Origin of the sequence: Bradyrhizobium daqingense, from assembly GCF_021044685.1 — a bacterium.
Classification (GTDB): domain Bacteria; phylum Pseudomonadota; class Alphaproteobacteria; order Rhizobiales; family Xanthobacteraceae; genus Bradyrhizobium; species Bradyrhizobium daqingense.
Genome location: NZ_CP088014.1, coordinates 6,425,605 through 6,450,702, shown reverse-complemented (window position 1 = coordinate 6,450,702; position 25,098 = coordinate 6,425,605). Strand labels below are relative to the sequence as shown.

Here is a 25,098-nt window from a genome sequence, read left to right as displayed (position 1 = left end):
GGATCGTCTTGATCCTGACAGCTCCGCGCCAATCGAAATCGATCCCGATGTTGCAGAAGAATACTGGCGCGACATCAGGGAGAGCCATTTCGTCATGCCGCCGAGAACTAGATGAGATCCGTCAAGGGTCTTCCTTCGATTGCCGTTACCGAATGAAAACCTGTTACCTGCCTTTGTCGAGCAGTGCCTTCGCGATCGCGTTACTCTCATCGCAGTCGTTGGAGAAGGCGCCGCGAGGATAGAGGATATCATTGACGAACTCGTCGTAGGCGACGGGGCCGATGAAAAGCGCTTTGTTGTGACCACCTCGCACGCGAACGAGACGGTGGAAGAGGTGTTGGAGTTTGCGGGCTTTTGGAATGACGAGCGAGATCAGCCCGTCCAGATCGTAAATCTATAAGCCGCAACGATTTCAAAGGTCCCGCATGTCGCTGCGCTCATGCGGGCTACGGAATGGGAGAGATTACACCGCCTCGAGCTGTTCCGCCGCGCGCTTCTTCTTCGGCTTGGCCTGGCCGAGCAGGGGGCCTGCCGTAAGCGCTGCCGTATCGGCGACGGCCGGGTCGCGCGAGATCATCGCGGCGACGATGGCGCCATCGATGATGAGGCCGAGCTGATGGGCGAGCACCGCGGGCTCGGCCGAGCCGAGCTCGCCGGCGAGCTTCTCGATGTGGCCGAGCACGATCTTCTTGTGCTTCAGCGCGATGTTGCGAAACTGCTTTGCGTCCTTGTCGTGCTCGCCGACGGCGTTGATGAAGGGGCAGCCGTAGAAGCGTTCTTCCGCGAACCAGCTCTTCAGTGCCGGGAAGATGCGCGTGAGTTTCGCCTGCGCGTCGCCGCCGCCTTCCTCCATGGCGCCGATGAACCACTCGCGCCATTGCTTGCCTTCGCTCTCCAGCACGGCGTTGACGAGATTGGTCTTGGAGCCGAACAATTTGTAGAGCGTGGTCTTCGCGGTCCCGGCTTCCTCGATGATCGCATCGATGCCTGTCGCGTTGATGCCGTTCTTGCAGAACAGATGCGTCGCGGCGCTGAGCAGACGTCCGCGCGCGGATTCGTCGTCGCCGGCGCCGGCGTGCGGTGAATTCGAGTTCTTTTTCGAAGACGTCTTGTTCAGCGAGGGCTTGGCCATGAGCGCCAACTTAATCGCAGCCGCGCCGCATCAGCAAGCCGCATCTGTTCCGCGCCGAAAAGATTCGCACGGCAATGCGCATCTGCATCGCCTTTGAGCAAAGCGCGGCTGACCAATCCGCAGGCAGCATCAGCTAAGCGGCTCCAATGGCTCGCGTTTCGTTTTTGCCCTCAACTGGCACGCTCCATGCAGGGCAACAGACCGTTCGGTATCCTGCCGATGTCCACTTCTGCCAGGGAGAAGACTGATGACTGCCGTCGTTCAGAAAACAGTGCTGACGGGGTGCCTCGCGCCCATCGACAAGAATGGCCTCGAGCAACTGATCGCCAACGGCAAGGCCAATCCGAAGGTCATCAAGACCTTGAAGTGCAAGACCGTCGCGGAAGGCAAGTTCCGCCACGCCAACTACATCCGCAATCTCCCGCCTTATATCGTCGACGAGCCGCCGGGGTTGTTGGGTGACGACACCGCGCCCAACCCGTCCGAAGCCTCGCTCGCCGCGCTCGGCTCCTGCCTTGCGGTCGGCCTACACGCCAATGCCGTGCATCGCGGCTGGATCGTCAACAAGCTCGAGCTGGAGCTCGAAGGCGATCTCAACATTACCGCGGTGTGGGGCACCGGCGACACCTCCGACAAGCCGGTCGGCTTCACGGACGTTCGCGTCAAGGTCGACATGGAATGCGAGGGCATCTCGCAAGACGAGATCAACGCGCTGGTCACCCATGTGAAGAAATGGTCGCCGGTCGCCAACACCTTCACTCGCCCGGTCAATCTCGAGGTCGGCATCTAGCAGACGGCAATCAGGACAGGGTGCGGGAGGTGATCATGGGTTCACTGGCTTTATCACGGACCGACGTTCTGGATCAGCCCGCGCCGTCCATTGCGGACGAAGTGGCGCGGATCGCGCGCGAGCAGCTTGCGCCGCTGACCGCCGGCATCGACGAGGGCTCGGTCTACCCGGCCGAGGTGCTGCGAAAATTCGGCGCTGTCGGAGCGTGGGGCAGTCACGTGCCCCACGAGGGCCCCGCGGATCTGCGCTGCGCCATCCAGGCGATGGCGGCGGTCGGGGAAGTCTGCGGCGCCACCGCCTTCATGGCTTGGTGCCAGAACACGCTGGTCTGGTACGCCGCCAACTCCACCAATCTGAAGCTCGCCAAGCGCTTCGGCGATGCGTTTTCGACCGGCCGCGTGCTCGGCGGCACCGGGCTCTCCAATCCCATGAAGAGTTTCTTCGGCATCGAGAAGCTCAAGCTGAAGGGAAAGAAGGTCGACGGCGGCTATATCGTGCGTGGCGCGCTGCCTTGGGTTTCCAATCTCGGTCCGGACCATTTCTTTGGCACGATCTTCGAGCGGGAGGATGAGCCCGGGACTGTCATGTTTCTGGCTGACTGCTCGGATCCTGCGATCACGCTGACGCCGTGCAAGCCGTTCCTCGCGATGGACGGCACCGGCACCTATGGCGTGCAGTTCCGCGACGTCTTCGTGCCGGACGACTTGATCCTTGCCGATCCCGCCGCGCCCTTCGTCAAGAAGATCCGCGCCGGCTTCATCCTGCTCCAGGCGGGCATGGCGTTAGGGGTGATCAAGGATTGCATCAACATCATGGACGAGGTCGATGGTCCCCTCGGGCACATCAACCGCTATCTGCCGCAGCAGCCGGTGCATTTCCGCGAGCTCGCTGCCGAGCTCGAGGCCGAGACCATGGCGCTGGCGCGCGATCCCTACAACGAGGAGGAGACCTACTGGCGCAAGGTGATCGCGCTGCGCTTGCGCGCGGGCGAAGCCAGCGTCGCGGCGGCGCATGCGGCGATGCTGCATTGTGGCGCGCGCGGCTACCTCAAAAGCCACCGCGCGCAGCGGCGCCTGCGCGAGGCCTATTTCGTCGCGATCGTCACGCCTGCCACCAAGCAGGTGCGCAAGATGCTCGCCGACAGCTGAGTTTTGCGAGTCCACCCGAAGACCCCCCAACCTCAACGGAGAGGCTGCCATGACTGACGTTCTGATCACTGCCGTCGAACTCGCCGATCTCTTGAAGCTAGAGCCGTGTGTCGTCATCGACACCCGCAACCCCGATGCCTACGCCGCCGGGCACTTGCCGGGCGCCGTCAACGTGCATGAGATCTTCACGTTCCTGGCGACCTCGACGCCGGAAGGCATGGCCGAACTCAAGACCAAGTTCGCGGACGCCTTCGGCAGCGCCGGCCTCTCCGGCAAGGAAACGGCCGTGATCTACGAGCAGTCGATGAACTCCGGCTTCGGCCAGTCCTGCCGCGGCTACTACCTCCTCACCATGCTCGGCTATCCCAAGGTGAAGGTGCTGCATGGCGGCTTCGACGCCTGGTCGGCTGCGGGCTTCCCGGTGACAACAGACGTGCCGGCGCCGGCCAAGGCCTCCTTCTCCATCGTGCCTGAAGCGGGCGAGATCCTGATCGACGCCAAGACCATGCTGTCCGCCGTTGGCAAGCCCGGTATCGCCATCCTCGACGTGCGCGACGTCGACGAATGGATCGGGGACAGCTCGTCTCCTTACGGCAAGGATTTCTGCCCGCGCAAAGGCCGCATCCCCGGCGCGGTGTGGCTGGAATGGTACCGCATGATGAAGCCGACCGCCGAAGGCCCGCGCTTCAAGTCCAAGGACGAGATCTTGGCGGAATGCGCCACTGTCGGCATCTCGCAGACCACGCCGGTCTACCTCTACTGCTTCAAGGGCGCGCGTGCCTCGAACACTTTCCTGGCGCTGAAGAATGCCGGCGTGAAGGACGTGCGGATGTATTTCGGCTCCTGGAACGAATGGTCGCGCGATCCGTCGCTGCCGATCGAGCAGGGACTGCCGATGGCGTCGGATGTGACGACAAAGGCGGCCTGAGCGCGCGCAATCACATGGCCCGCGGGCGAGGCGCTATCCCAAGCGCCTTGATCCGCGAGGCCAACGTCGTCGGCTTGATGTCCAGCATCTCGGCCGCGCCGCCGGGGCCGAACACTTTTCCGGCGCTGGCCTCTAGCGCGGCGAGGATGTTGGCGCGTTCGTGCTCGCGCATTTCTGCTGAGGTCATGATCACCGCACGTGCGTCGGCCTTCTGGCGCGTCGCGCCGGTCAGTGCTGGCGCGCCGGAAGCATCGGGAAGATCGATGCGCAAGCGGCCGTTCTGCGACAGGATCGCGGCGCGCTCGATCACGTTCTGCAGTTCGCGGACGTTACCGGGCCAGTCGTATCGGGTGAGCCGCCGCGCATCGCCCTCCGACAGGCGCAGGTTGGATTTCAACGCCTTGCTCTCGCGCGTCAGGAAGTGTTGCGCGAGCAGTGGAATGTCCTCGCGCCGTTCGCGCAGAGGGACGGTCTCGATCGGAAACACGTTGAGACGGAAATAGAGGTCCTCGCGAAAGCGGCCGCGCTGCACTTCCTGCTTGAGATCGCGGTTGGTTGCGGCGATGACGCGGACATCCACGGCGCGCGTGCGCTCCTGGCCGACGCGCTCGAAATTGCCCTCCTGCAGCACGCGCAGCAGCTTGCCCTGCAGTTCGAGCGGGATCTCGCCGACCTCGTCGAGGAACAGCGTGCCGCCGTCGGCGAGCTCGAAGCGGCCGATGCGGTCGCGCGTCGCGCCGGTGAAGGCGCCGCGGACATGGCCGAAGAACTCGCTCTCGAACAATTCGCGCGGAATCGCGGCGCAATTCACGCGGATCAGCGGCCGGTCGCTGCGGGTGGAGGCCTCGTGGATGGCGCGCGCGATCAGCTCCTTGCCGGTGCCGGATTCGCCGGTGATCATCACCGCCGCGGTGGTCGGCGCCACCAGCTTGACCTGGCGCAACGTCTTCTGGATCGCCTCGCTTCCACCGATGATGCCGCGCGGATTGGTCTCGATGCGGATTTCCTCCTGCAGATAGGCGTTTTCGAGCTCGAGCCGCTCGCGCAGGCGATCGACCTCGGCGAGAGCGGCATGCAGCTTCTCGTCGGCCTCGCGGCGCTGGCTGACGTCGCGGAACACGACGACCGCGCCGACCACGACGCCGCGGTCGCGGATCGGGGTGGAGGTGTATTCGACCCAGGCGGGCGAGCCGTCCTTGCGCCAGAATACTTCGCCATCGACCTGATGCACGGCGCCGTCGCGGAAGGCTGCGTAGATCGGGCAGTCATGGTTGTGATAGTGGCGACCGTCGTGATGGGTGTGGTGCACGATCGGGTGGATTTCCTTGCCGACCAGCTCCTCCGCGGTCCAGCCCAGCATGCGTTCGGCCGCCGGGTTCACGAACGTTGTCTTGCCCTCGGCATTGACGCCGTAAATGCCTTCGCCGGCGGCGCGCAGGATCAGCTGGTTCTCGCGTTCGATGTCCTGGAACACGCGCTCGACCCGCTGCCAGGTCGCAATCCCACCGCGCATATGGTCCTCGGCGACGGCATCGACGTTGCGCCGGCGGCGCGCGTCGAGATCGGTCAGCGTCAGCAGCAGCAGCGTACGGCCATCATGCGGCAGCAGGCAGCCTGAATATTCGAGCTGGAGATTTTGACCGGTCGCGTGGCGGGGGTTGAGCGCCGTGGTCCAGTAGGCGCCCTTGTGCAGTACGGCCTGAGTGAACACGGTGAGGGCCGGGAGTTCGCCTTCGTGGAGCGTGCTGGGCCTGGTCTGCCGCAGCAGGGCGCGGTCGTAGCCGAGCAGAGCGCAGGCGGCGGGATTCGCATCGACGATCTGGTCGCTGAAGGGGTCGATCAGCAGCGTTGCCTCGACCGAGGATTCGAACGCGGTGATGCGCGGGTCGATGGCGGCCACTACGTCGTCGTGGAAGGTCATCGGCGTCGTCGCCATTACGAAATCTCGTCATTGAGCTACGAGATTTCGTTTATCACGAGTTTTCGTAGTGGCCAAGCGCGGACGAAAGTGGCGCGTCATCAAGGCACTGGCAGCCCGAATGGCCGTGGCATGCTCCTTGCGTGATTGCTCCCTGCAACGACGCGCAGGAGGGCCGATGTCCACGTTCGACAATCCGTTTGATCCCGATCGCAAACTTCAAGCCGGCTGCGCCTGTGGCCAGCACCGCTCTGCGGCGGAGCATGAGCAAGCCGCCGCGTTGCGCTGCGAGCCCACTGTGAGCGAGGAGAAGCGCTACGAAGGCGTCGTCGCCTCCGCGGTGATGCGCGCGATGTTTCCGCAGGATTTGGCGCGGCGCGCGTTTCTGAAATCGGTCGGCGCGTCGACTGCGCTCGCGGCGCTGTCGCAGTTCTTCCCGCTGAAGACGGCGACCGAAGTCTTCGCGCAAGCCGGCGCGCCCGAGAAGAAGGACCTCAAGGTCGGCTTCATCCCGATCACCTGCGCGACGCCGATCATCATGGCGGCGCCGATGGGGTTCTATTCCAAGCACGGTCTCAATGTCGAAGTGGTCAAGACCGCCGGCTGGGCCGTGATCCGCGACAAGACCATCAACAAGGAATATGACGCCGCGCACATGCTTGCCCCGATGCCGATCGCGATCTCGCTCGGGCTCGGCGCCAACGCCATTCCCTTCACCGTCCCTGCGATCGAGAACATCAACGGGCAGGGCATCGTGCTGGCGTCCAAGCACAAGGACAAGCGCGATCCGAAGGATTGGAAGGGACTGAAGTTTGCCATTCCCTTCGACTATTCCATGCACAATTATCTCTTGCGCTATTATCTCGCCGAACACGGCATCGATCCCGATACCGACCTGCAGCTGCGCTCGGTGCCGCCGCCAGAGATGGTCGCCAACCTCCGTGCGGACAACATCGACGGCTTCCTCGCGCCCGACAACATCTGCCAGCGCGCGATCTATGACGGCGTCGGCTTCATGCACCTGCTCTCCAAGGAGATATGGGACGGCCATCCCTGCTGTAGCTTTGCCGCCAGCCGCGAATTCATCACGACGGCGCCGAACAGCTTTGCGGCGCTGACCCGCGCTATCGTCGATGCCACCGCCTATGCGTCCAAGGCGGAGAACCGCAAGCAGATCGCGGAGGCGATCGCACCGGCCAATTACATCAACGCGCCGGTGACGGTGCTGGAGCAGGTCCTGACCGGCACCTATGCCGATGGGCTCGGTGGGGTGAAGACCGATGCCAAGCGCGTCGATTTCGATCCGTTCCCCTGGCAGTCCTTCGCGGTGTGGATGCTGACGCAGATGAAGCGCTGGGGACAGATCAAGGGTGACGTCGACTACAAGGCGGTGGCTGAGCAGGTCTATCTCGCCACGGACACAAAGAAGCTGATGACCGAGATGGGCCTGTCGCCGCCGGCGAGCGCCTACAAATCCTTCGCGGTGATGGGCAAGACGTTCGATCCGGCCAAGCCTGAGGATTATCTCGCGAGCTTCAAGATCAGGAAGTCGTCGTGATGATCTCCGCTCTCGTGTCCCGGGCGCGGCGCAGCGCGAAGCGGTGCGACGCAGAACCGGGACCCATACGGGCCGACTGGGTCTCGGCCCTGCGAAGCAGCACATCGGACGATGCTTCGCATCGCCGAGAGTGCTGCATCGCGTCCGGGACACAAGCGGTTAGGTTTGCACGATGACCAACACCCTTCGCCTTCGTGCCGGTCTCGTCTCCATCGTGCTGCTCGCCGCATTTCTGGGCGTCTGGCATCTCGCCACACGCTCGACCGGCACCACGACGACCATGAGCCCGGAATATGCCAAGCTGATGGGCCTCACAGCGACGCAGGGCAAATCCGCTATGCCCGGCCCGCTCGATGTCGGTGCCAAGCTGTGGGAGCACCTCAAGCGCCCGTTCTACGACAACGGGCCGAACGACAAGGGGCTGGGCATCCAGCTCGCCTATTCGATCGCACGCGTCGGCACCGGTTATCTGCTCGCCGTGCTGGTCGCGATCCCGCTCGGCTTCCTGATCGGCATGTCGCCGCTGCTCAGCAAGGCGCTCGATCCCTTCATCCAGGTGCTGAAGCCGATCTCGCCGCTGGCCTGGATGCCGCTGGCGCTCTACACCATCAAGGATTCCTCGATCTCGGCGATCTTCGTCATCTTCATCTGCTCGATCTGGCCGATGCTGCTCAACACCGTCTTTGGCGTCGCCAGCGTGCGCAAGGAGTGGATCAACGTCGCGCGCACGCTGGAGGTCGGCACCGTCAGGCGCGCCTTCACCGTGATCCTGCCGGCAGCGGCCCCGACGATCCTGACCGGCATGCGCATCTCGATCGGCATCGCCTGGCTCGTGATCGTCGCCGCCGAGATGCTCGTCGGCGGCACCGGCATCGGCTACTTCGTCTGGAACGAGTGGAATAACCTCTCGATCACCAATGTCATCATCGCGATCCTCTTGATCGGCGTGGTCGGCATGCTGCTCGACCAGATACTGGCGCGCTTCACGCGCCTGGTCACGTTTCCGGAGTGAGCATGGCGATGTTCAACCCTTTCGTGTCCCGGGCGCACTGCAGCGCGAAGCGTTGCAGTGCTGAACCGGGACCCATCGCAGCGATATGGGTCCCGCATCTGCGGCGCACCGCTGCGCGCTGCACCGCGTGCCGGACAGAGACCAGACATGACTGACAAGTTCGTCTCAATCGAAGGCATCGCCAAACGCTATCCCGGCACGGGAGGGGCGACGACCACCGTGTTCGAGAATCTTTGGCTGTCGATGGCGCGCGGCGAGTTCTGTTGCGTGATCGGCCATTCCGGCTGCGGCAAGACCACGGTGCTGAACATCCTCGCCGGGCTGGACGCACCGAGCGAGGGCGCCGTCATCGTCGATGGGCAGGCGATTTCGGGCACCAGCCTCGACCGCGCGGTGATCTTCCAGAGCCATGCGCTGCTGCCCTGGCGTACCGTCCTCGGCAACGTCGCCTATGCCGTCAGCTCGAAATGGCGGAGCTGGGATCGCGCCAAGGTCAGGGCGCATGCGCAGAGCTTCATCGATCTCGTCGGCCTCTCCGGCTCCGAGCACAAGCGTCCGTCGGAGCTGTCGGGCGGCATGAAGCAGCGCGTCGGCATCGCGCGGGCGCTGTCGATCACGCCGAAGATGATGCTGATGGACGAGCCGTTCTCGGCGCTGGACGCGCTGACGCGCGGCACGCTGCAGGACGAGGTGCGGCGCATCTGCCTCGAGACCGGCCAGACCGCGTTCATGATCACCCATGACGTCGACGAGGCGATATATCTCGCCGACAAGATCTTCCTGATGACCAACGGACCCGGCGCAGTGCTGGCCGAGGTCGTCGAGAACCCACTGCCGCGGGATCGCGGCCGCACGGATCTGCACCGCCATCCGCTCTACTACGCCTTGCGCAACCACATCATCGATTTCCTGGTGACGCGCAGCAAGACCTTTGCCGCCGAGATGCCGGGGCACGATCCGCGCAACGTGCCGGTGGTCCACATCGGCAAGCCCGGCCTCTCGATCGCATCTGATGCCAAACCGGAGCCGTCACGCGAGACGTCATGGTCGGGCTTGTCCCGGCCATCCACGTCTTCGTGATGTGGCAAGAACGTGGATGCCCGGGACGTTTTGCACGAAGACGCGCTTCGCGCTTTCCCCCGGGCAGACCGACATTTAACCAAAAGGAGACCCCGACATGAAGCGCGAAGACCTCACCGAGAAGCTCCTCGACATCAAGCGCGAGAAGGGCTGGAGCTGGAAGCACATCTGCGAGAAGATCGGCGGCTATTCCGAAGTGTTGATTGTCGGTGCGATCATGGGTCAGATGAAGCTGACGAAGCCGCAGGCGGCCAATGCCGGCGAGCTGTTCGGCCTGTCCAAGGCGGAAACCGCGATGCTGAACGAGGTGCCGATGCGCGGCACCGGCACGCCGATGCCGCCCACCGATCCCCTGATCTACCGCTTCTACGAGATGGTGATGGTGAACGGTCCCGCCTGGAAGGCGCTGATCGAGGAGGAGTTCGGCGACGGCATCATGTCGGCGATCGACTTCGACATGGGCATCGAGCGCGTCGCCAATCCGAAGGGCGACCGCGTCAAGATCACCATGAGCGGCAAGTTCCTGCCTTACAAATATTACGGTGCCAGCGGCAACGTGCCGGAATACGGCTTTAAGGAGGAGTGACCGCGGCGAAAGCGGCGCGCAGCTCGCCGACCGGCGCCATCTCGCGGATATAGGTGAAGGACCCCTTGTCCTTCATCTCGCGCGCGCAGTTCAGGAACGCTGCGAGCGCGTAGCGCGACATCGCCCCGCCGACGCTGATGCGCTTGACGCCGGCGGCGGACAATTGCGAGGCCGTCAGCGTCGGGTCGGCAAAGCCCATCACGTGATTGAACGGCTTACTGATCGAGGACACCACCGTCCGGATCGTGGCGAGATCGTAAAGGCCCGGCGCATAGAGGACGTCGGCGCCGGCAGCCTCGAAGGCCTGCAGGCGGCGGATCGTGTCGTCGATGTTCCTTGCGGCCGTGCAGGAAGTTCTCGGCTCGCGCGGTCAGCGCGAAGGGAATTGGCAGCGCGCGCGCCGCTTCCACCGCGGCCTGGACGCGCTCGACGGCCCGGGAAAAGTCGTAGATCGGGCGGTCGCGATCGCCGCTGAAATCCTCGATCGAGCCGCCGACCGCGCCAGTCTCTGCGGCACGCCGAATAGCTTCGGCGGCGCGCTTCGGCTCGTGCGCGCCGCAATTCTCGAGGTCGACGCTGACAGGCAGGTCGCTGGCATCCACGATCGTACGCGCATTGGCGAGGATGAGGTCGAGACCGACATCGCCCTTACCGAGCATGTTGGCGACCCCGAGGCTCGTGGTCGCCAGGGCCTCGAAGCCCATCGCCGCGAGCAGCTTTGCCGTGCCGGCATCCCACGGATTGGGAATGATGAAGGCACCGGGCCGCTCGTGCAGCGCGCGAAACGCTCTCGCCTTGTCCAACTGGCTCGTCATGGCTCGTCTCCCGTTGTCCGTTCGCGGCCAGCCTTAGGAGCATTTCCGCCATTCGCCAAATTTGTTATTCTGTCGGATATCATCAGTTTTTTGCATGAGACCGCGATGGACAGTGACGCCCTCAACACCTTCCTGGCGGTTCATCGCAGGGGCGGGATTTCGAATGCCGCAAAATTCCTGCACCGTTCGCAGCCCGCGATTTCACGTCGTATTGCTCTATTGGAGCAGGAGCTCGGCGTTCCCCTGTTCGAGCGGGTAGCGGGCCGCACGCGGCTGAGCGATGCCGGGCGCGTGCTGATCCCCTACGCCGAGCGCGCGGTGGCGGCGGCGCAGGATGCCGAACAGGCGATCCGCGCATTGACCAAGCGAAATGTGGGGCCGGTCTCGCTTGCCGTGACCGGCACGCTCGCCGATGGCCGCCTCTCGACCATCATGAAGCGGTTCGCCAAGGAGAATCCCGCCGTCACGCTGAGCTTGCGGACGGCGACCAGCGCGGAGGTCAGCGATCTCATTCGGCGCGGGGAGGCTACGATTGGCCTCCGCTACAACACCGACCGCGCCGGCGATCTCACCTGCGAGCAGGTCCTGCACGAGCCGTTGCAAGTGGTCTGTGCGCCCGACCATCCTCGCGCCGGACAGCGTGTGAAGCGCCTTGCCGAGCTGGGTCGCGAGCGCTGGATCGCATTCCCGGAGATTCGCGGCCGTCGCGAGATTGCCGCGGCTCACGTGTTCGCGCTGTTTCTGACGCGGGGGCTTGGCGAGGTGGACTGGACCGCGGTGGACAGCCTCACCGCGCAGAAGCGGCTCGTGGAAGCGGGCTTCGGCCTTGCCCTGTTGGCAAAAAGTCATGTGGCGGAGGAGCTGCGGGCGAGCTCGATCGCGACGATCGCCGTGAGCGATCTGGATGCGCACCAGGACGTCGTCCTCGTCACGCGCAGTGGCGGCTTTCTGAGCGCTGCCGCCGAGCGCCTGCTCGAAAGCATTCGCCGCAACTATTCCGCCCTGGATGGCTCGCCCGGGCGGGACGCCAGAAAGAGAACGCCGGCGCGCAAGGCTATTGCGCGCCGGCAGGTCAGTTGACTCGATTATTTCCCGGCCTTTATCTCGGCGACCGCCACCGGGACCAGCTCGCTCATCTTGGCGCGAATCGCCTGCTCGGTGATGGCGACGTTCTTGGCGGCGAAATCGGCCGTGATCTTGCGCAGGACGTCGGCGTCGCCGGCCTCTTCGAAATCGGCCGCGACCACTTCCTTGGCATAGGCCGTGGCGGCATCGCCCGTGATTCCGAGCTTCTCCGCCGCCCACAGACCGAGCAGCCGGTTGCGACGGGCCTCTGCCTTGAATTTCTGCTCCTCGTCGAGAGCGTACTTCTTCTCGAAGCCTTCCTGGCGCTTGTCGAACTCGCTCATGCCTGTTCCAAATCCCTTCTGAATGGAGCCGGCGGCTCACGTTGCGGCGACCCGGCTCCGTGCCTACATAGATAGCACAAAAAGGCAAAACAACGGGCCGTTAAGCCGCAGGCAGGACGGTATAAGTTGGCGCCGGACGGCCGGATCGATTGTGCTGGGACAGCCAATCGGATAGGTTGCCTGAAGGTTTGGTTCCTGTTCTGTTTCCAGGGGTTACAGACGGGTTCCCAGCCGTTCACGGCAGCTCCGCTGTGGGTCGTAATCCTAGTCAACCGGAGCACACCAAATTCATGGATTTCAACAAAACACGGTACATCCCCATGAGCCGTCGGCGTCGCATTTATGAAGGCAAGGCAAAGGTTCTTTATGAAGGCCCGGAGCCCGGTACCCTGATCCAGCACTTCAAGGATGACGCCACCGCGTTCAATGCGAAAAAGCATCAGGTGATCGAGGGCAAGGGCGTCCTCAACAACCGGATCTCGGAGTACCTGTTTCAGCACCTCAACGACATCGGGGTGCCGACCCACTTCATCCGCCGCCTCAACATGCGCGAGCAGCTGATTCGCGAGGTCGAGATCGTGCCGCTGGAGGTGGTGGTGCGGAACGTCGCCGCCGGCTCGCTGTCGCAGCGCCTCGGCATCGAGGAGGGCACGCAGCTGCCCCGCTCGATCATCGAGTTCTATTACAAGAACGACCAGCTCAACGACCCCATGGTGTCGGAAGAGCACATCACCGCCTTCGGCTGGGCGACGCCGCAGGAGATCGACGACATCATGGCGCTCGCCATCCGCGTCAACGACTTCCTGACCGGCCTCTTCCTCGGCATCGGCATCCGCCTCGTCGACTTCAAGATGGAGTGCGGCCGCCTGTTCGAGAACGAGATGATGCGCATCATCGTCGCCGACGAGATCTCCCCGGACAGCTGCCGTCTGTGGGACATCAAGTCGAACGAGAAGCTCGACAAGGACCGTTTCCGCAGGGATCTCGGCGGCCTGCTCGAGGCCTATACGGAAGTTGCAAAGCGCCTCGGCATCCTCATGGAGAACGAGCGTCCGCAGGGCTCCGGCCCGGTGCTGGTGAAGAGCTGAGAGAGGATCTGACGTGAAGGCACGTGTCACCGTTACCCTGAAGACGGGCATCCTCGACCCGCAGGGCAAGGCCATCGAAGGCGCGCTGAAGTCGCTCGGCGTTGACGGCGTCGCCAGCGTCCGGCAGGGCAAGGTGTTCGACATCGAGCTTGCCGGTGCCGACAAGGCCAAGGCGGAAGCCGCGCTGAAGGACGCCGCCGACAAGCTGCTGGCGAACACCGTGATCGAGAATTATCGGGTGGAGCTGATCGGGTGACGCGAAGGATGGCTTTGGCCGCCGGTTTGGCGGCCTCGTTGCTACTCCTTGGCTTCCAATCTGCAAACGCCCAAGCCCCCGGGACGACCAGCGTTACGATCCGAAATCCTGATCCGGCCAAATGGGCCGGAAGCAGTAACATCTTCGGCAGAAGCACCGGCGAGTTCGTCTGCCGTCCGCTGGCTTGTTCGGACGCAGCCAAGGTCACTGCAACCATTTCGAGGAGTCCGACCCGCAGTCCCGATCCTCAGGCGCTGGCGAAGCTGGCCAGCCAGATTCCTGAATCGGTCGAGCGCGCCAATCAGGTTGCCGCGGCCAAAGGCAGGAAGCTCGATCGGCTCTCCAGCGGAACGACGACGCTGCGCGGCTATCCGGCGATCGTACAGGAGTTGCGCGTGATCGGCGAAAAGGGGCCGGCCTATCTCAGCAAGGCGACCATGTTCGTCAAATCGGCCGTGGTCAGCATATCCTCGTTTTCGCCCTCGCACGAACTAGCGCGACGCAACCGCGATCTCTTCATCAAGGCGATGGAGGTGACCGATACTCCCCTTCCGCGATCGTAGAAGTATCGGCAATACCTGATCACCCCCTTTATTGCGAACTACAGGTTGTATACGCTCCGGACGGACGAGCGTTTCGGGGCGGGGCATGGGGATTATTTCAAGCACTCTTCGGTGCGCAGTCATTGCTGCGGCCGCATTGTCGCTCATGGGGTGTGTGACGACGGCCGTCGGCCCAGAGCATCCAGGGACCAAAGTTACCTTCAAATCGCCCGATCCGGAAAAATGGACCGGTACGCGGGTGTATGGCGAAAGACGCTCGATCTTCCGCTGCAGGCCGCTTGCGTGTCCGGAGAATTCGATCGTCACCATCCGCACCGCGGCCAGTCCGACCCGTAGCCCCGATCCCGTGGCTCTGCAGAAATTTGCCGAGGCGGATGCGCAGCGTCAGATGGCCCAGACCGAGCAGGCATCGACCGAAGCGGTCGGACGTCTGAGAGACCTGACGCTGACGTCCTCGCGCGTCGCCAAGATGAAGGAATTCCCAGCGGTTCATTGGGAGTATCGGGCGACCGGTCCCAACGACAAGCCGATCTACATCGTCCGCGACATGGTGTTCGCAGGCAACACCATGATCGATGTCATTTCCACATCGCTTGGCGTCGAGGTCGCTCGCCGCAACAGCGCCGATTTTGTCGGAGTGATGGAAATCGAGGATTTCGCGCCTCCGGCGCGGCAATGAAATGAGGGCCGGGATGCGGTTCTACGCCCGCTCGTTGTTGCTGCTCGCCGCGCTGGTGCTCGTGGCCGGGAGTGCTTTTGCTCAATCAACGCCAGCGCCGCAGTCCGCAGCACCGCGCCCGCCGGTATCGGTGAAGGGGTGGCGCTACGAGCTGCGCCCCAACGACGTCCACATGTTCCTCTGTGACAGGCCGGGCTGCGGCGCACAGACCAGGGTGAGCTATCGGCTCTACGCTCCCGGCAATTCAATGACCCTGGAGCAGTTCCGTGAAGAGCAGACGCAAATCGCCAAAGTCCTGGAGCAGCGAACGCCGGGACAGAAGATCTCGATACTCGCAATTGACGGCGACAGCGGCACCTCGGTGCCGTGCATGTTCAAGGCAGCGGCGGCTTATGGTGAAGCCGGACGGCACGAAGGAATATCAGGTCAGCGGCTGGTTTTTGGGCGCACGGGTGCTGCCAGCGTGATCAGCTCGGCGGCCACCGAAAAAGCGAGCTCCGACAATTTTGCGCAATTCGCCGTCGCGGTGATGCTGCTTCTGGCGCCTGCCAGCCGCTGAGGGCTGCGTTCACAGCCACCCGACGCTGCGGAAACGCCAGTACAGCGAGCCGCATGCCGTCAGCATCACGCCGAGCAGCATGAAGTAGCCGTACTCCCATTCCAGCTCCGGCATGTGCTTGAAATTCATGCCGTAGATGCCGGCTAGCGCGGTCGGGACTGCGATGATGGCGAGCCAGGACGCAAGCTTCTTGGACACGGCCGTCTCCTGGGCCTGGCCGACCAGCAGACTCGCCTCGAAGGCGAAGGCCAACACTTCGCGCATGGAATCGATGCGCTCCTGGATGTTGCGGACGTGGTCGGTGACGTCGCGAAATAGCGGCTGCATGGCCTTCCGCACCATCGACAGCTCGTCATGCTCGAGCCGGCGGCAGACCTCCACCAGCGGGCCGATCGCGGTCCTGAGCCGCAACAGGTCGCGGCGCAGCATGTAGAGCCGTTCGATCTGCGCCTTGCTGATCGGCCTGGACAGAACGTCGTCCTCGATGCCCTCGATCTCGTCGTGGATGCTCTCGAGCACGGGCGAGTAATTGTCGACGATGAAATCGAGGATGGCATAGAGGATGTAGTCCTCGCCGCGGGCGAGCGCCCGCGGGCAGCTTTCGCAGCGTTCGCGCACGGGCGCGTAGGACGTCGAGGCGCCGTGACGCACCGAGACCAGATAGCCGTCACCGATGAAAATGTGCGTCTCGCCGAAGGCGATCCGGCCCTCGATCAGTTGCGCGGTGCGCGCGACGATGAACAGGGCCTCGCCATATTGCTCGATCTTGGGACGCTGATGGGCGTGGTTGGCGTCCTCGATGGCGAGATCGTGCAGGTCGAACTGCTTCTGCACCGCGCCAAGCAGCGCCATGTCGGGCTCGTGCAGGCCGATCCAGACCACATGACCGGGCTTGGCCCGCCAACTCGATGCCTCGCTGATGGCGATATTGGCGACGCGCCGGCCATCGACATAGGCACCGGCGGCGACGACGCCCTCGGCTGAGACCGGTTCGGCAGGGGATGTGGGCAGCGACGGGACGTTCATGGCTTCAATCCCGGACAAGATCGTCGAGGCTATGGCCTGTGTACAAGGCCGCCCGGCAAGGCTAGCACTGGTAAAATTCCCGTCAAATGGCTATGTCTCCTGACGAATTGGCCCTGGGGCCAGCCCGATTCCCATCACCGCCGGAACTTCAGCCATGAAAGCCGCCATCCTCGTCTTTCCCGGAATCAACCGTGAGCGCGACATGGCGCGTGCCTTGCGGCTGGTCTCAGGCCATGACCCCGCGATGGTGTGGCACGCCGAGACCTCGCTGCCGACGGGGACCGATCTCGTGGTGGTGCCGGGCGGCTTCTCCTACGGCGATTATCTCCGCTGCGGCGCCATCGCGGCACGCGCGCCGGTGATGGATGCGGTGCGCGACTACGCGGCCAGGGGTGGGCTCGTGCTCGGTGTCTGCAACGGCTTCCAGATCCTCTGCGAGTCCGGCCTGTTGCCGGGCATCCTGATGCGCAATGCGCGGCTCAAGTTCATCTGCAAGGACGTGCATCTGCGCGTCGAGCGTTCCGACACGCCGTTCACCCGCGGCTACAATGCCGGTCAGGTGATCCGGGTGCCCGTGGCCCATGGCGAGGGCAATTACGCGGCCGACGTGGAGACGATCAAGCGGCTCGAAGGCGAGGGCCGGGTGCTCTATCGCTACTGCGCGGCTGACGGTAGCGTCGACGACCTCAGCAACATCAATGGCGCCGCGCAGTCCATTGCCGGCATCGTCAACGACAAGGGCAACGTGCTCGGCATGATGCCGCATCCGGAAAACCACGTCGAAGACATCATGGGCTGCACCGACGGCCGCGGCCTGTTCGCCGGCCTGGTCCAGCATCTGGAAAGAGCCGCGTGATCGCGTTCGTGCTGAAGCGGTCGCTCGCCGCGCTCGCGGCGCTGTCCTTCGCGACCGCTGCGCTGGCACAGGATTATCCCAAGCGTCCGATCACCATGATCGTGCCGTTCGCGGCCGGCGGCACCTCGGACGTGATCGCGCGCACGGTCGCCGAGCAAATGGGCATCGCGCTCGGCCAGACCATCGTGATCGAGAACGTTGCCGGCGCCGGCGGTTCGACCGCACTCGCACGCGCTTCCCGCGCCGAGCCCGACGGTTACACCATCGCCATCGGCAATGCCGGCACCAATGCCGCCACCTACACGATCTATCCAAAGCTGCCGTTCACGCCGGAGTCCTTCGTGCCGATCGCCATGGTGGCGAAGACCTTCGGCATCGTCGCGTTGCGCAAGGATTTTCCGGCGAAGGACCTGAAAGAGTTCATCGCTTACGCCAAGGCCAGTCCCGGCAAGATCAATCTCGGCCATGCCGGCGTCGGCTCCTCGAACTATCTGATCTGCAAGAGCTTTGTCACGGCGGCCGGGATCGACGCGACGCTGGTCGGCTATCGCGGCGCCGCGCCCGCGCTGACCGATGCAGTCGGAAGCCAGATCGACGGCGTCTGCGACGCGGCCGCCTCGGTCTCGCAGTCGATCAACGAGAAGCTGGTGAAGGGGCTCGTGGTCGGCTCGACGGTGCGTCTCGCCACACTGCCTGATCTGCCGACCTCCGCCGAAGCTGGCCTGCCCGAATTCGAGGCGCAGGGCTGGAACGGCCTGTTCGCGCCCAAGGGCACACCGCCGGCCGTTATCGCCAAGCTCAACGCCGCCGCGCGTACGGCGGTGGAAACGGAGGCGGTGAAGAAGCGCTTCGCTGACCTCTCGACAGTAGCGCCCGATCCTGACGAGCACACGCCCGAAGTGCTGCAAAAGCTCGTGACGCGCGACGTCGAGAAGTACCGGAAGATGCTAGCGGACGACGGCAAGCAGTAGCTTCGCCGTCAATCGCCGACAGCGTGACTAGTCAGCCGGAATGAAGCGGAGCGTCCCCGCCCGACGCGTCGGCTTGCCGGTATCGTTGGTGTGATTGACGCCATCCACGACCGGCACCTCTGCGAAATCGAACGGGCTGATCCCATCAAGGCAGGCCACGTTGACGGCATATAGGGTCGTGTCGGATCGTCGTTGATGGTGCGTGTATATTCCGCAGTGAGAACAGAAGAAGTGCTGCGCCGATCCGGTATGGAAGCGGTAGGTTGTCAGCGCGTCTTCGCCCTGCAGCAACTTGATCCCACCCATCTCCGCCATGACAACGACGGCGCCTCGCATACGGCAGTAAGAGCACGTGCAGCGGCGAATCGAATTGAAGCCGTCGCTCAGCGTCGCCTCGAAACGCACCGCACCGCAATGACATTGGCCGGTTCGTACGATCGTGTCGCGCACCATGTTGATTGACTTTCCTGTTCAGATTGCTTGCACGGCTTGTTGCAGTCCTAGCGCAGCTTGAACTTCTCCGCCGGTACCGTCATCGCCGCAACGCCCGCCATCACCAGCAGCAGACCGAGCGCGAGGTTCGACGGCACGCTCTCGCCGAGCAGCAGTACGGAGAGGCCGACCCCGATCGGGATGCGCAAGTACCCTTGCGCGTTGGTGGTGAGCGTGCCGAGCCGGCCGAGGCAGACGTAGAATAGCATCAGGCCAAGCGCGCTGGAGACGATGCCCATGACGATGGTGGCGACGATCGCGGTCGCCGTCGGCTGCAGGGTCCAGGGCTGGTCGATGATTAGCGAGGGCGGCAGCAGCACGAGGCCGCCGAACAGCAGTGAGCCGGCCGCCACCACCATTGCGTCGTATTCGGAGAGGCGGAGGCCGAAGATCGTTGCGCAGGCAAAGGAGATGGTGGCGAGCAGGATCGCGATCTCAGCAATGATCTCGCTCCCGAAACCGCGCAGTGCGTCGAGCCCGACGATGGCGACGGTGCCGGCCAGTCCCAAAATCGCGCCGGCGAGCTTGAGCAGCGTCGCCGGCTCGTGGCGCGTGATCAGCGAGGTGATCAGGAAGGCGAAGATCGGCGTCGTCGAGGCCAGCACCACCGTGTTCGACGCCGGCACATATTGCTGCGACCAGGTGATGATCAGGAACGGGAAGGTCGAGTTGATCAATTGCTGGGTCGCGAACAGCTTCCAGGCCCTGGCGTCGGTCGGGACCTTGATGCCGCGCATCCACAGGATCGCGAACAGGAAGGCGGCCGCGATCAGCGAGCGTGCCGAGATGAAGGTGATGGGTGGGATCGTGGGAAGCGCCAGCTTGGTCAGCGGATAGGTCGAGCTCCAGCAGCAGGCCAGCGCGAGCAGCAGCGCATAATCGCGCCAGCTCCGTGCACCGGTGGCTGCCATGGACGGTAGTGGCGATGAGACGGAGGCCGTTGAGCGCCCCCTCGGCGATGTGCTCTGCGGCACCTTGTTCCTGCTCCCCGGCGCACACGCGCTTGACCCAACTGTGGGCGAGGGGATGTGAAAAGGGAAGGCGCCGAGCTATGCGTTTGGCTGAGGTGGCGGCTTCCGCTTCATCCGCTTGATCGTGCCGGAAAAGGTGAGCAGCACCCGCGTCCCGGACATCATCTTGCCGCGCAGGAAGATCAGCGAGCCGCCGGCGCGGGTAACCTCGCCGGTGCACTCGATCAGCTCGCCCTCGCGTGCCGCGTCGAGGAATTCGCAGGCGAAATTGGTCGTAACCGCCCGGCTGTCCAGGACGTGGGTCGCGATCGCAAACAGGGAATAGTCGGCGAAAGCCATGTAGCAGCCGCCGTGGACGTTGCCGGAGCCGTTGAGGTGCTTCTTCTCGACCCGGAAGGCGCTGCGGACGCTGCCGTCCGCCTCGATCCGGTGCCAGAAGGGGCCGACATGGGACTCGAAACTGTCCCGAATCCAGGTCCGCCAACCCCTAAATTCGCCTTCCGTGGCGATGTGGAGGTCAGGGCGGCGGGGCGGGGGCGTTTTGGTCAGTTCGTGCAAGGAAGTGGGCCTTCAATTGCGGGTCTGGAGCCCTTAAATCCGATCCGTTCGCGGCGTGCAATTCCTGTTCCCGCGGGGCCCCCGGCGCAAAACGTGGGACAGCGGGAAAATGCGCCATAAAGGGCTTTTCGAAGCCGTCCGATGTTCCTAAGAACGGCCAAACCGCCGCCGAAAGCCTCTGAAGCCATGAAGAATGAACCCAAGATCACCCCCGAGCTGGTTGCCGCCCACGGGCTCAAGCCCGACGAATACGAGCGCATCCTGAAGCTGATCGGGCGGGAGCCGACCTTCACCGAACTCGGCATCTTCTCGGCGATGTGGAACGAGCACTGCTCGTACAAATCCTCGCGCATCCATCTGCGCGGCCTGCCGACCAAGGCGCCCTGGGTGATCCAGGGCCCCGGGGAGAATGCCGGCGTGATCGACATCGGCGACGGCCAGGCGGTGGTGTTCAAGATGGAGAGCCACAACCACCCGAGCTACATCGAACCCTATCAGGGTGCGACCACCGGCGTCGGCGGCATCTTGCGCGACGTCTTCACGATGGGCGCGCGTCCCATCGCCTGCCTCAATGCGCTGAGCTTCGGTGCGCCTGAGCATGCCAAGACGCGGCACCTCGTCTCCGGCGTGGTCGCCGGCGTCGGCGGCTACGGCAATTCCTTCGGCGTGCCGACGGTCGGCGGCCAGGTGCGTTTCCACACCCGCTACGACGGCAACATCCTCGTCAACGCGATGGCGGTCGGCCTCGCCGATACCGACAAGATCTTCTATGCGGCCGCCTCCGGCGTGAACATGCCGATCGTCTATCTCGGCTCGAAGACGGGGCGCGACGGCATCCACGGCGCCTCGATGGCCTCGGCCGAATTCGATGACAAGTCCGAGGAGAAGCGCCCGACCGTTCAGGTCGGCGATCCCTTCGCCGAGAAGCTGCTGCTGGAAGCCTGCCTCGAGATCATGGAGAAAGGCTGCGTCATCGCGATTCAGGACATGGGCGCGGCGGGCCTGACTTGCTCGGCGGTCGAGATGGGCGCCAAGGGCGATCTCGGCGTCGACCTCGATCTCGACGCGGTGCCAACCCGCGAGACCGGCATGAGTGCCTATGAGATGATGCTCTCGGAGAGCCAGGAGCGCATGCTGATGGTGCTCAAGCCCGAGAAGGAAAAGGAAGCCGAGGCGATCTTCCAGAAGTGGGGCCTCGACTTCGCCGTGGTCGGCTACACCACGCCGAGCAAGCGTTTCGTGGTCAAGCACGGCGGCGACGTCATGGCCGACCTGCCGATCAAGGAGCTCGGCGACGAGGCGCCGGTCTATGACCGTCCGCATGTCCCCTCCGCCGCGCTGCCGGTTGTGCACGCACGCGATGTGCCGGCGCCGATGGGCTTAGGTGCCGCGCTGGAGAAGCTGATCGGCACGCCCGACATGTGCAGCAAGCGCTGGGTCTGGGAACAGTACGACCATGTCATCCTCGGCAACACCATGCAGCGTCCCGGCGGCGATGCCGCCGTGGTGCGCGTGCAGGACGGGCCGAAGGGTCTGGCGCTGACCGTCGACGTCACGCCGCGCTATTGCGAGGCCGATCCTTATCAAGGCGGCAAGCAGGCCGTCGCCGAAGCCTGGCGCAACATCACCGCGGTCGGCGGTAAGCCCCTCGCCATCACCGACAACCTCAACTTCGGCAATCCTGAAAGGCCCGAGATCATGGGCCAGTTCGTCGGCTGCCTGAAAGGCATCTCGGAGGCCTGCCGCACGCTCGACTTCCCGGTCGTCTCCGGCAACGTCTCGCTCTACAACGAGACCAACGGCCGCGCGATCCTGCCGACGCCCTCGATCGGCGGTGTCGGCCTGCTCGACGATTTCACCAAATCGGCTTCGCTGGCGTTCAAGGCCGAGGGCGAGGCGATCCTCCTGATCGGCGAAACCCATGGCTGGCTCGGCCAGTCGGTGTACCTGCGCGACATCTACGGTCGCGAGGAGGGCGCGCCGCCGCCGGTCGATCTCGCCGCCGAGAAGCGCAACGGCGATTGCGTGCGCGGCATGATCCATGCGGGCACCGCGACCGCCGTGCATGACCTCTCCGACGGCGGTCTGTTGATCGCGCTTGCCGAGATGGCGATCGCAAGCGGCATCGGCGCGAAGCTGCTGGCGGCGCCGACCGCGCTCGTGCCGCAGGCCTATTGGTTCGGCGAGGATCAGGCGCGCTATCTCGTCACCGTGCCGGAAACCGAAGCCGGCCGGGTGCTCGCCAAGATGCGCGGCTGCGAGGTGCCTTGCGTCCGCATCGGCACCACCGGCGGCGATGCGATTGCGATCGCCGGCGAGGCGCCGATCGCGATCGATACGCTGCGGGCTTCGTTCGAGCGCTGGCTGCCGGAATATATGGGCGGGAAGGCGGCCTGAGCTGCTGCCGCGAGTCCCGTCATTGCGAGCGAAGCGAAGCAATCCAGAATCTCACCATTGAGGCAGTCTGGATTGCTTCGTCGCAAGGGCTCCTCGCAATGACGTGGAGAGACCTTGCCTCACAACACGTGCGAAGCCCCCGGAATCCGGCGCAAGGCGGCCGTCAGGCCCCAGCTCAGGATCACGGTGAGCACGAAGCCGACCGCGGCCTTCACGATCGCCGGCAGCTCGTAGTCGAACAGCGCGTACTGGATCCACAGCGCGATCGGGTAGTGCACCAGGAAGATGCCGTAGGCATCCGCCTGCATGCGGTCGAGCAGGGTCGGCCCCGGCGCTTTCGAATGCAGGAAGAAGGCGAGGATCGCGAGCAGGATCGAGGCGGAGAACAGGACGAGGAACGTGCCGTAGAACAGGTGGTACCAGTGCGGCAGATGATCGGGATTCCCGAGGATCTCGCGCTTGATGTAGATCATGCACCACATCAGGCAGTAGGGGATCAGCGTGATGATCACCCACAGCCAGCGGTCCTTCGGCAACCGTCCTTCGGCGCTGAGAATGCCGCGATCGAAATTCGCGGCACCGACGCTGGCGCCGATGAAGAAATAGGCGAAGTAAAGCAGGACGCGGCTCGCCTGCACCGAGAACGGCCCGAACTCGAACCATTTGTTGGTCCCGAAATAGAGCAGCGCCGGCAGATAGACGATGACGCTCACGGCGACGAGCATCAGCCAGAACACGGCCGGCTGCTCGAAACCGCGCAGCGAGATGCGATTGCCGGGATCGACCAGATGCGCCGAGACCCGGTAGAGCAGGCTGGCGGTCAGGTCGAAGGCTAGCAGCACCCACACGAACCAGATCGGGCCGCTCGGCCACGGGCCCGCCGTCACCATGTTCCACCAGAACGCCGCGAAGGCCAGCTCCGGCTGCTGCCGCAGCGCGAGCGCGTAATAGGCGAGCGGGATGACGGTGAAGGCCGCGATCGCGAACGGCAGCCCGAGCCGCAGCAGGCGGTCGCGCAAGAACACCGACGGCGCCTTGCGGGCGATGCCCGGCCAGGTGAACAGACCCGACAGGAAGAAGAACATCGCCATGAAGAAGCTGTCGGTGGCGAGCACGATGACGTCGAAGCCGGCCCAGGAGGCCGGATCGGTATGACCGAAATGCGTGTAGGGGATCACCGCGTGATGCAGCAGCACCACCAGCGTCAGAAAGGTGCGGGCGCGATCGAGCGACAGATTGCGCGCCTTGCTCTTCGGCGCGGCATGCGCCTCGGCGCCGATCGCCGCCGAATGTGACATCGTGATCATGGTGGCCCCGCGCTCCATACCCCATCAGACTGTGCCGCCGGGAACCTGATTCAGCAAGGGCCGTGTAAGCCAGCCTCAATGCCGGGCGCGCTCGGGAACCAGTTCCGCCCAGTGCAGTTAGCGTTCGCGAAAAGGGCTTGAGGCCACGAGAGGTGGCAAGATTTCGGAGCTGGCGATGTCGATCCTGAAATGGGCGCTGATCTTCCTGCTGATCTCGGTTGTCGCCGGCGTATTCGGCTTTACCGGCATCTCCGCCGCCTCGGCTGACATCGCGCGCTTGCTGTTCTACGTCTTCGTCGTGATCTTCCTGGTGCTGCTGATACTCGGGCTCACGATCTTCAGGGCGTAGCCGGGGCTGCGTCAGCACACTCAGTCGTCATGCCCGGGCTTGTCCCGGGCATCCACGAACTTCTTCTGGTGCGAGAGTGTGGATGGCCGGGACGGAGCCCGGCCATGACGGTGCATACAGCGCTGGCTACCCCACTTCCTCGATCTTCACCTTGTCTGGATAGAAGGCGAGATGGCCCGAGATCTCCGTCATCGCGGGGAAGGGTGTCTCATATGTCCAGATCGCGTTGTCGAGCGTCTTGCCGTTGGCCTTGACGCTGTAATAGTTCGCATCCCCCTTGTACGGGCAGTGTGTGACGCGGTCGGTGCGCTCCAGCAGGGCCATGTTGATGTCCTGGCGCGGCACATATTGCACCGCCGGATATTTGGCCTCCTTCAGGGTCAACGCCTTGTCGGTCTCGGCGATCACGATGTCGCCGGCCGTGACGCGGACGCGCCTGGGATTTGGGGTGATGGTGATGGGGTGGTCGGGCCCGGGAAGCTTCATGATGTCACGCCTTTTTCGATCAACCTGTCACGCGCGGCACTTTGTCGTGCCTTTATCCTGATGCGATCAGGGATATAGTGCCGGAGTACGTGACGTAGAAGGCCGTTCACGCTAAGTTTGGCCTTGCCGGGCCGGGGACCTCGGCAGCCGATTCGATGACGAGG

27 protein-coding genes and 1 pseudogene are annotated in these 25,098 nt (G+C 64.1%); 18 read left to right on the top strand and 10 right to left on the bottom strand.

The genetic code is table 11. The features are described 5' to 3' along the window. The first annotated feature begins 139 nt into the window (after positions 1-139). Positions 140-400: a DUF7684 family protein gene (locus LPJ38_RS38450; protein WP_488226195.1), complete on the top strand. Its 261-nt coding sequence runs from the start codon at positions 140-142 to the stop codon at positions 398-400. A 63-nt stretch (positions 401-463) separates the two neighbouring features. On the opposite strand, the gene LPJ38_RS30880 is transcribed toward LPJ38_RS38450, so the two are convergent. Next, on the bottom strand, positions 464-1,132 hold the full coding sequence (locus LPJ38_RS30880; protein ID WP_167520235.1) for a TetR/AcrR family transcriptional regulator: 669 nt from the start codon (positions 1,130-1,132) through the stop codon (positions 464-466). 247 nt (positions 1,133-1,379) lie between these two features. Between LPJ38_RS30880 and LPJ38_RS30875 the strand changes: the two genes are divergently transcribed. Genes LPJ38_RS30875 through LPJ38_RS30865 form a run of 3 tightly spaced genes read left to right on the top strand, consistent with a single transcriptional unit; the run spans position 1,380 to position 3,998 of the window. Beyond that, on the top strand, positions 1,380-1,922 hold the full coding sequence (locus tag LPJ38_RS30875; RefSeq protein ID WP_145628622.1) for an OsmC family protein: 543 nt from the start codon (positions 1,380-1,382) through the stop codon (positions 1,920-1,922). 35 nt (positions 1,923-1,957) lie between these two features. After that, positions 1,958-3,070, top strand: a complete 1,113-nt coding sequence (locus LPJ38_RS30870) for an acyl-CoA dehydrogenase family protein (RefSeq protein WP_167520234.1) — start codon at positions 1,958-1,960, stop codon at positions 3,068-3,070. Between the two features lie 49 nt (positions 3,071-3,119). Continuing rightward, complete coding sequence (locus tag LPJ38_RS30865) at positions 3,120-3,998, top strand: sulfurtransferase (RefSeq protein ID WP_145628618.1); 879 nt, start codon at positions 3,120-3,122, stop codon at positions 3,996-3,998. A 10-nt stretch (positions 3,999-4,008) separates the two neighbouring features. On the opposite strand, the gene LPJ38_RS30860 is transcribed toward LPJ38_RS30865, so the two are convergent. Further along, positions 4,009-5,934 carry a sigma 54-interacting transcriptional regulator gene (locus LPJ38_RS30860; RefSeq protein ID WP_145628615.1) on the bottom strand — a complete coding sequence of 642 codons (1,926 nt, stop codon included), beginning with the start codon at positions 5,932-5,934 and terminating at the stop codon, positions 4,009-4,011. 160 nt (positions 5,935-6,094) lie between these two features. Here LPJ38_RS30860 and LPJ38_RS30855 point away from each other — a divergent pair, with 160 nt between their 5' ends. From LPJ38_RS30855 to cynS, 4 genes are all read left to right on the top strand, one after another. Beyond that, entirely contained in the window at positions 6,095-7,474 is a 1,380-nt protein-coding gene (locus tag LPJ38_RS30855; RefSeq protein WP_145628612.1) for a CmpA/NrtA family ABC transporter substrate-binding protein, read from the top strand. Between the two features lie 172 nt (positions 7,475-7,646). Continuing rightward, positions 7,647-8,486 (top strand): nitrate ABC transporter permease, encoded by an 840-nt coding sequence (gene ntrB, locus LPJ38_RS30850; RefSeq protein ID WP_145628609.1) that lies wholly within the window; start codon positions 7,647-7,649, stop codon positions 8,484-8,486. 147 nt (positions 8,487-8,633) lie between these two features. Next, positions 8,634-9,566, top strand: coding sequence for an ABC transporter ATP-binding protein (locus LPJ38_RS30845; RefSeq protein WP_145628606.1), 933 nt, complete (start codon positions 8,634-8,636; stop codon positions 9,564-9,566). Positions 9,567-9,663: 97 nt separating this feature from the next. After that, the gene (gene cynS, locus LPJ38_RS30840; protein WP_145628604.1) at positions 9,664-10,152 is read left to right on the top strand and encodes a cyanase; all 489 of its coding nucleotides are present in this window, start codon (positions 9,664-9,666) and stop codon (positions 10,150-10,152) included. Here the strand turns inward: cynS and LPJ38_RS30835 are convergent. Continuing rightward, a pseudogene (locus LPJ38_RS30835) lies at positions 10,139-10,967 on the bottom strand (isocitrate lyase/PEP mutase family protein). The gene cynS and the pseudogene LPJ38_RS30835 sit on opposite strands and share 14 nt — an antisense overlap. 105 nt (positions 10,968-11,072) lie before the next feature. On the opposite strand from LPJ38_RS30835, the gene LPJ38_RS30830 reads away from it, so the two are divergent. Beyond that, on the top strand, positions 11,073-12,047 hold the full coding sequence (locus LPJ38_RS30830) for a LysR family transcriptional regulator (protein ID WP_145629379.1): 975 nt from the start codon (positions 11,073-11,075) through the stop codon (positions 12,045-12,047). Positions 12,048-12,052: 5 nt separating this feature from the next. On the opposite strand, the gene LPJ38_RS30825 is transcribed toward LPJ38_RS30830, so the two are convergent. Further along, on the bottom strand, positions 12,053-12,376 hold the full coding sequence (locus tag LPJ38_RS30825; RefSeq protein ID WP_145628601.1) for a DUF1476 domain-containing protein: 324 nt from the start codon (positions 12,374-12,376) through the stop codon (positions 12,053-12,055). Positions 12,377-12,696: 320 nt separating this feature from the next. Here LPJ38_RS30825 and purC point away from each other — a divergent pair, with 320 nt between their 5' ends. From purC to LPJ38_RS30800, 5 genes are all read left to right on the top strand, one after another. After that, positions 12,697-13,464, top strand: a complete 768-nt coding sequence (gene purC, locus LPJ38_RS30820; protein WP_173015815.1) for a phosphoribosylaminoimidazolesuccinocarboxamide synthase — start codon at positions 12,697-12,699, stop codon at positions 13,462-13,464. Positions 13,465-13,477: 13 nt separating this feature from the next. Further along, positions 13,478-13,720, top strand: a complete 243-nt coding sequence (purS, locus tag LPJ38_RS30815) for a phosphoribosylformylglycinamidine synthase subunit PurS (RefSeq protein WP_007602264.1) — start codon at positions 13,478-13,480, stop codon at positions 13,718-13,720. Between the two features lie 8 nt (positions 13,721-13,728). Continuing rightward, positions 13,729-14,283: a hypothetical protein gene (locus LPJ38_RS30810; protein ID WP_145628598.1), complete on the top strand. Its 555-nt coding sequence runs from the start codon at positions 13,729-13,731 to the stop codon at positions 14,281-14,283. Positions 14,284-14,521: 238 nt separating this feature from the next. Then, positions 14,522-14,962 carry a hypothetical protein gene (locus LPJ38_RS30805; RefSeq protein ID WP_145628595.1) on the top strand — a complete coding sequence of 147 codons (441 nt, stop codon included), beginning with the start codon at positions 14,522-14,524 and terminating at the stop codon, positions 14,960-14,962. A gap of 13 nt (positions 14,963-14,975) precedes the next feature. Further along, positions 14,976-15,521, top strand: a complete 546-nt coding sequence (locus tag LPJ38_RS30800) for a hypothetical protein (protein ID WP_231088453.1) — start codon at positions 14,976-14,978, stop codon at positions 15,519-15,521. Positions 15,522-15,530: 9 nt separating this feature from the next. Here LPJ38_RS30800 and LPJ38_RS30795 read toward each other — a convergent pair whose 3' ends face one another. After that, positions 15,531-16,547 carry a magnesium and cobalt transport protein CorA gene (locus LPJ38_RS30795; protein WP_145628591.1) on the bottom strand — a complete coding sequence of 339 codons (1,017 nt, stop codon included), beginning with the start codon at positions 16,545-16,547 and terminating at the stop codon, positions 15,531-15,533. 154 nt (positions 16,548-16,701) lie between these two features. Here LPJ38_RS30795 and purQ point away from each other — a divergent pair, with 154 nt between their 5' ends. After that, the gene (gene purQ, locus LPJ38_RS30790) at positions 16,702-17,403 is read left to right on the top strand and encodes a phosphoribosylformylglycinamidine synthase subunit PurQ (RefSeq protein ID WP_145628587.1); all 702 of its coding nucleotides are present in this window, start codon (positions 16,702-16,704) and stop codon (positions 17,401-17,403) included. Next, positions 17,400-18,374, top strand: a complete 975-nt coding sequence (locus LPJ38_RS30785; RefSeq protein ID WP_145628584.1) for a tripartite tricarboxylate transporter substrate binding protein BugD — start codon at positions 17,400-17,402, stop codon at positions 18,372-18,374. Before purQ ends, LPJ38_RS30785 begins: the two co-directional genes overlap by 4 nt. A 27-nt stretch (positions 18,375-18,401) precedes the next feature. On the opposite strand, the gene LPJ38_RS30780 is transcribed toward LPJ38_RS30785, so the two are convergent. The 3 genes from LPJ38_RS30780 to LPJ38_RS30770 all read right to left on the bottom strand — a co-directional run bounded on the left by LPJ38_RS30780 (position 18,402) and on the right by LPJ38_RS30770 (position 20,395). Beyond that, on the bottom strand, positions 18,402-18,827 hold the full coding sequence (locus tag LPJ38_RS30780) for a GFA family protein (RefSeq protein WP_145628581.1): 426 nt from the start codon (positions 18,825-18,827) through the stop codon (positions 18,402-18,404). 47 nt (positions 18,828-18,874) lie between these two features. Then, complete coding sequence (locus tag LPJ38_RS30775) at positions 18,875-19,840, bottom strand: DMT family transporter (RefSeq protein ID WP_145628578.1); 966 nt, start codon at positions 19,838-19,840, stop codon at positions 18,875-18,877. 75 nt (positions 19,841-19,915) lie between these two features. Continuing rightward, positions 19,916-20,395: a PaaI family thioesterase gene (locus LPJ38_RS30770; protein WP_167520233.1), complete on the bottom strand. Its 480-nt coding sequence runs from the start codon at positions 20,393-20,395 to the stop codon at positions 19,916-19,918. Positions 20,396-20,581: 186 nt separating this feature from the next. On the opposite strand from LPJ38_RS30770, the gene purL reads away from it, so the two are divergent. After that, the gene (gene purL, locus LPJ38_RS30765) at positions 20,582-22,792 is read left to right on the top strand and encodes a phosphoribosylformylglycinamidine synthase subunit PurL (RefSeq protein WP_145628575.1); all 2,211 of its coding nucleotides are present in this window, start codon (positions 20,582-20,584) and stop codon (positions 22,790-22,792) included. A 119-nt stretch (positions 22,793-22,911) separates the two neighbouring features. On the opposite strand, the gene LPJ38_RS30760 is transcribed toward purL, so the two are convergent. Continuing rightward, entirely contained in the window at positions 22,912-24,099 is a 1,188-nt protein-coding gene (locus LPJ38_RS30760) for an acyltransferase family protein (RefSeq protein ID WP_145628572.1), read from the bottom strand. 175 nt (positions 24,100-24,274) lie between these two features. Between LPJ38_RS30760 and LPJ38_RS30755 the strand changes: the two genes are divergently transcribed. Then, positions 24,275-24,448 carry a DUF1328 domain-containing protein gene (locus LPJ38_RS30755; protein ID WP_061847443.1) on the top strand — a complete coding sequence of 58 codons (174 nt, stop codon included), beginning with the start codon at positions 24,275-24,277 and terminating at the stop codon, positions 24,446-24,448. A 126-nt stretch (positions 24,449-24,574) separates the two neighbouring features. Here the strand turns inward: LPJ38_RS30755 and LPJ38_RS30750 are convergent, their stop codons facing one another. Then, positions 24,575-24,934 carry a DUF427 domain-containing protein gene (locus LPJ38_RS30750; protein ID WP_145628570.1) on the bottom strand — a complete coding sequence of 120 codons (360 nt, stop codon included), beginning with the start codon at positions 24,932-24,934 and terminating at the stop codon, positions 24,575-24,577. Positions 24,935-25,098: the final 164 nt, after the last annotated feature.

Excerpts from the sequence above, each read along its gene's own strand:
- LPJ38_RS30760 (WP_145628572.1), bottom strand. The coding sequence starts at position 24,099 with ATGATCACGATGTCACATTCGGCGGCGATCGGCGCCGAGGCGCATGCC.
- LPJ38_RS30880 (WP_167520235.1), bottom strand. The coding sequence starts at position 1,132 with ATGGCCAAGCCCTCGCTGAACAAGACGTCTTCGAAAAAGAACTCGAAT.
- purQ (WP_145628587.1), top strand. The coding sequence starts at position 16,702 with ATGAAAGCCGCCATCCTCGTCTTTCCCGGAATCAACCGTGAGCGCGAC.
- LPJ38_RS30855 (WP_145628612.1), top strand. The coding sequence starts at position 6,095 with ATGTCCACGTTCGACAATCCGTTTGATCCCGATCGCAAACTTCAAGCC.
- LPJ38_RS30875 (WP_145628622.1), top strand. The coding sequence starts at position 1,380 with ATGACTGCCGTCGTTCAGAAAACAGTGCTGACGGGGTGCCTCGCGCCC.
- purL (WP_145628575.1), top strand. The coding sequence starts at position 20,582 with ATGAAGAATGAACCCAAGATCACCCCCGAGCTGGTTGCCGCCCACGGG.
- LPJ38_RS30830 (WP_145629379.1), top strand. The coding sequence starts at position 11,073 with ATGGACAGTGACGCCCTCAACACCTTCCTGGCGGTTCATCGCAGGGGC.
- LPJ38_RS30870 (WP_167520234.1), top strand. The coding sequence starts at position 1,958 with ATGGGTTCACTGGCTTTATCACGGACCGACGTTCTGGATCAGCCCGCG.
- LPJ38_RS30825 (WP_145628601.1), bottom strand. The coding sequence starts at position 12,376 with ATGAGCGAGTTCGACAAGCGCCAGGAAGGCTTCGAGAAGAAGTACGCT.
- LPJ38_RS30780 (WP_145628581.1), bottom strand. The coding sequence starts at position 18,827 with ATGGTGCGCGACACGATCGTACGAACCGGCCAATGTCATTGCGGTGCG.
- LPJ38_RS30845 (WP_145628606.1), top strand. The coding sequence starts at position 8,634 with ATGACTGACAAGTTCGTCTCAATCGAAGGCATCGCCAAACGCTATCCC.
- LPJ38_RS30755 (WP_061847443.1), top strand. The coding sequence starts at position 24,275 with ATGTCGATCCTGAAATGGGCGCTGATCTTCCTGCTGATCTCGGTTGTC.
- purC (WP_173015815.1), top strand. The coding sequence starts at position 12,697 with ATGAGCCGTCGGCGTCGCATTTATGAAGGCAAGGCAAAGGTTCTTTAT.
- LPJ38_RS30810 (WP_145628598.1), top strand. The coding sequence starts at position 13,729 with ATGGCTTTGGCCGCCGGTTTGGCGGCCTCGTTGCTACTCCTTGGCTTC.
- LPJ38_RS30795 (WP_145628591.1), bottom strand. The coding sequence starts at position 16,547 with ATGAACGTCCCGTCGCTGCCCACATCCCCTGCCGAACCGGTCTCAGCC.
- cynS (WP_145628604.1), top strand. The coding sequence starts at position 9,664 with ATGAAGCGCGAAGACCTCACCGAGAAGCTCCTCGACATCAAGCGCGAG.
- ntrB (WP_145628609.1), top strand. The coding sequence starts at position 7,647 with ATGACCAACACCCTTCGCCTTCGTGCCGGTCTCGTCTCCATCGTGCTG.
- LPJ38_RS30750 (WP_145628570.1), bottom strand. The coding sequence starts at position 24,934 with ATGAAGCTTCCCGGGCCCGACCACCCCATCACCATCACCCCAAATCCC.
- LPJ38_RS30865 (WP_145628618.1), top strand. The coding sequence starts at position 3,120 with ATGACTGACGTTCTGATCACTGCCGTCGAACTCGCCGATCTCTTGAAG.
- LPJ38_RS30800 (WP_231088453.1), top strand. The coding sequence starts at position 14,976 with ATGCGGTTCTACGCCCGCTCGTTGTTGCTGCTCGCCGCGCTGGTGCTC.
- LPJ38_RS30860 (WP_145628615.1), bottom strand. The coding sequence starts at position 5,934 with ATGGCGACGACGCCGATGACCTTCCACGACGACGTAGTGGCCGCCATC.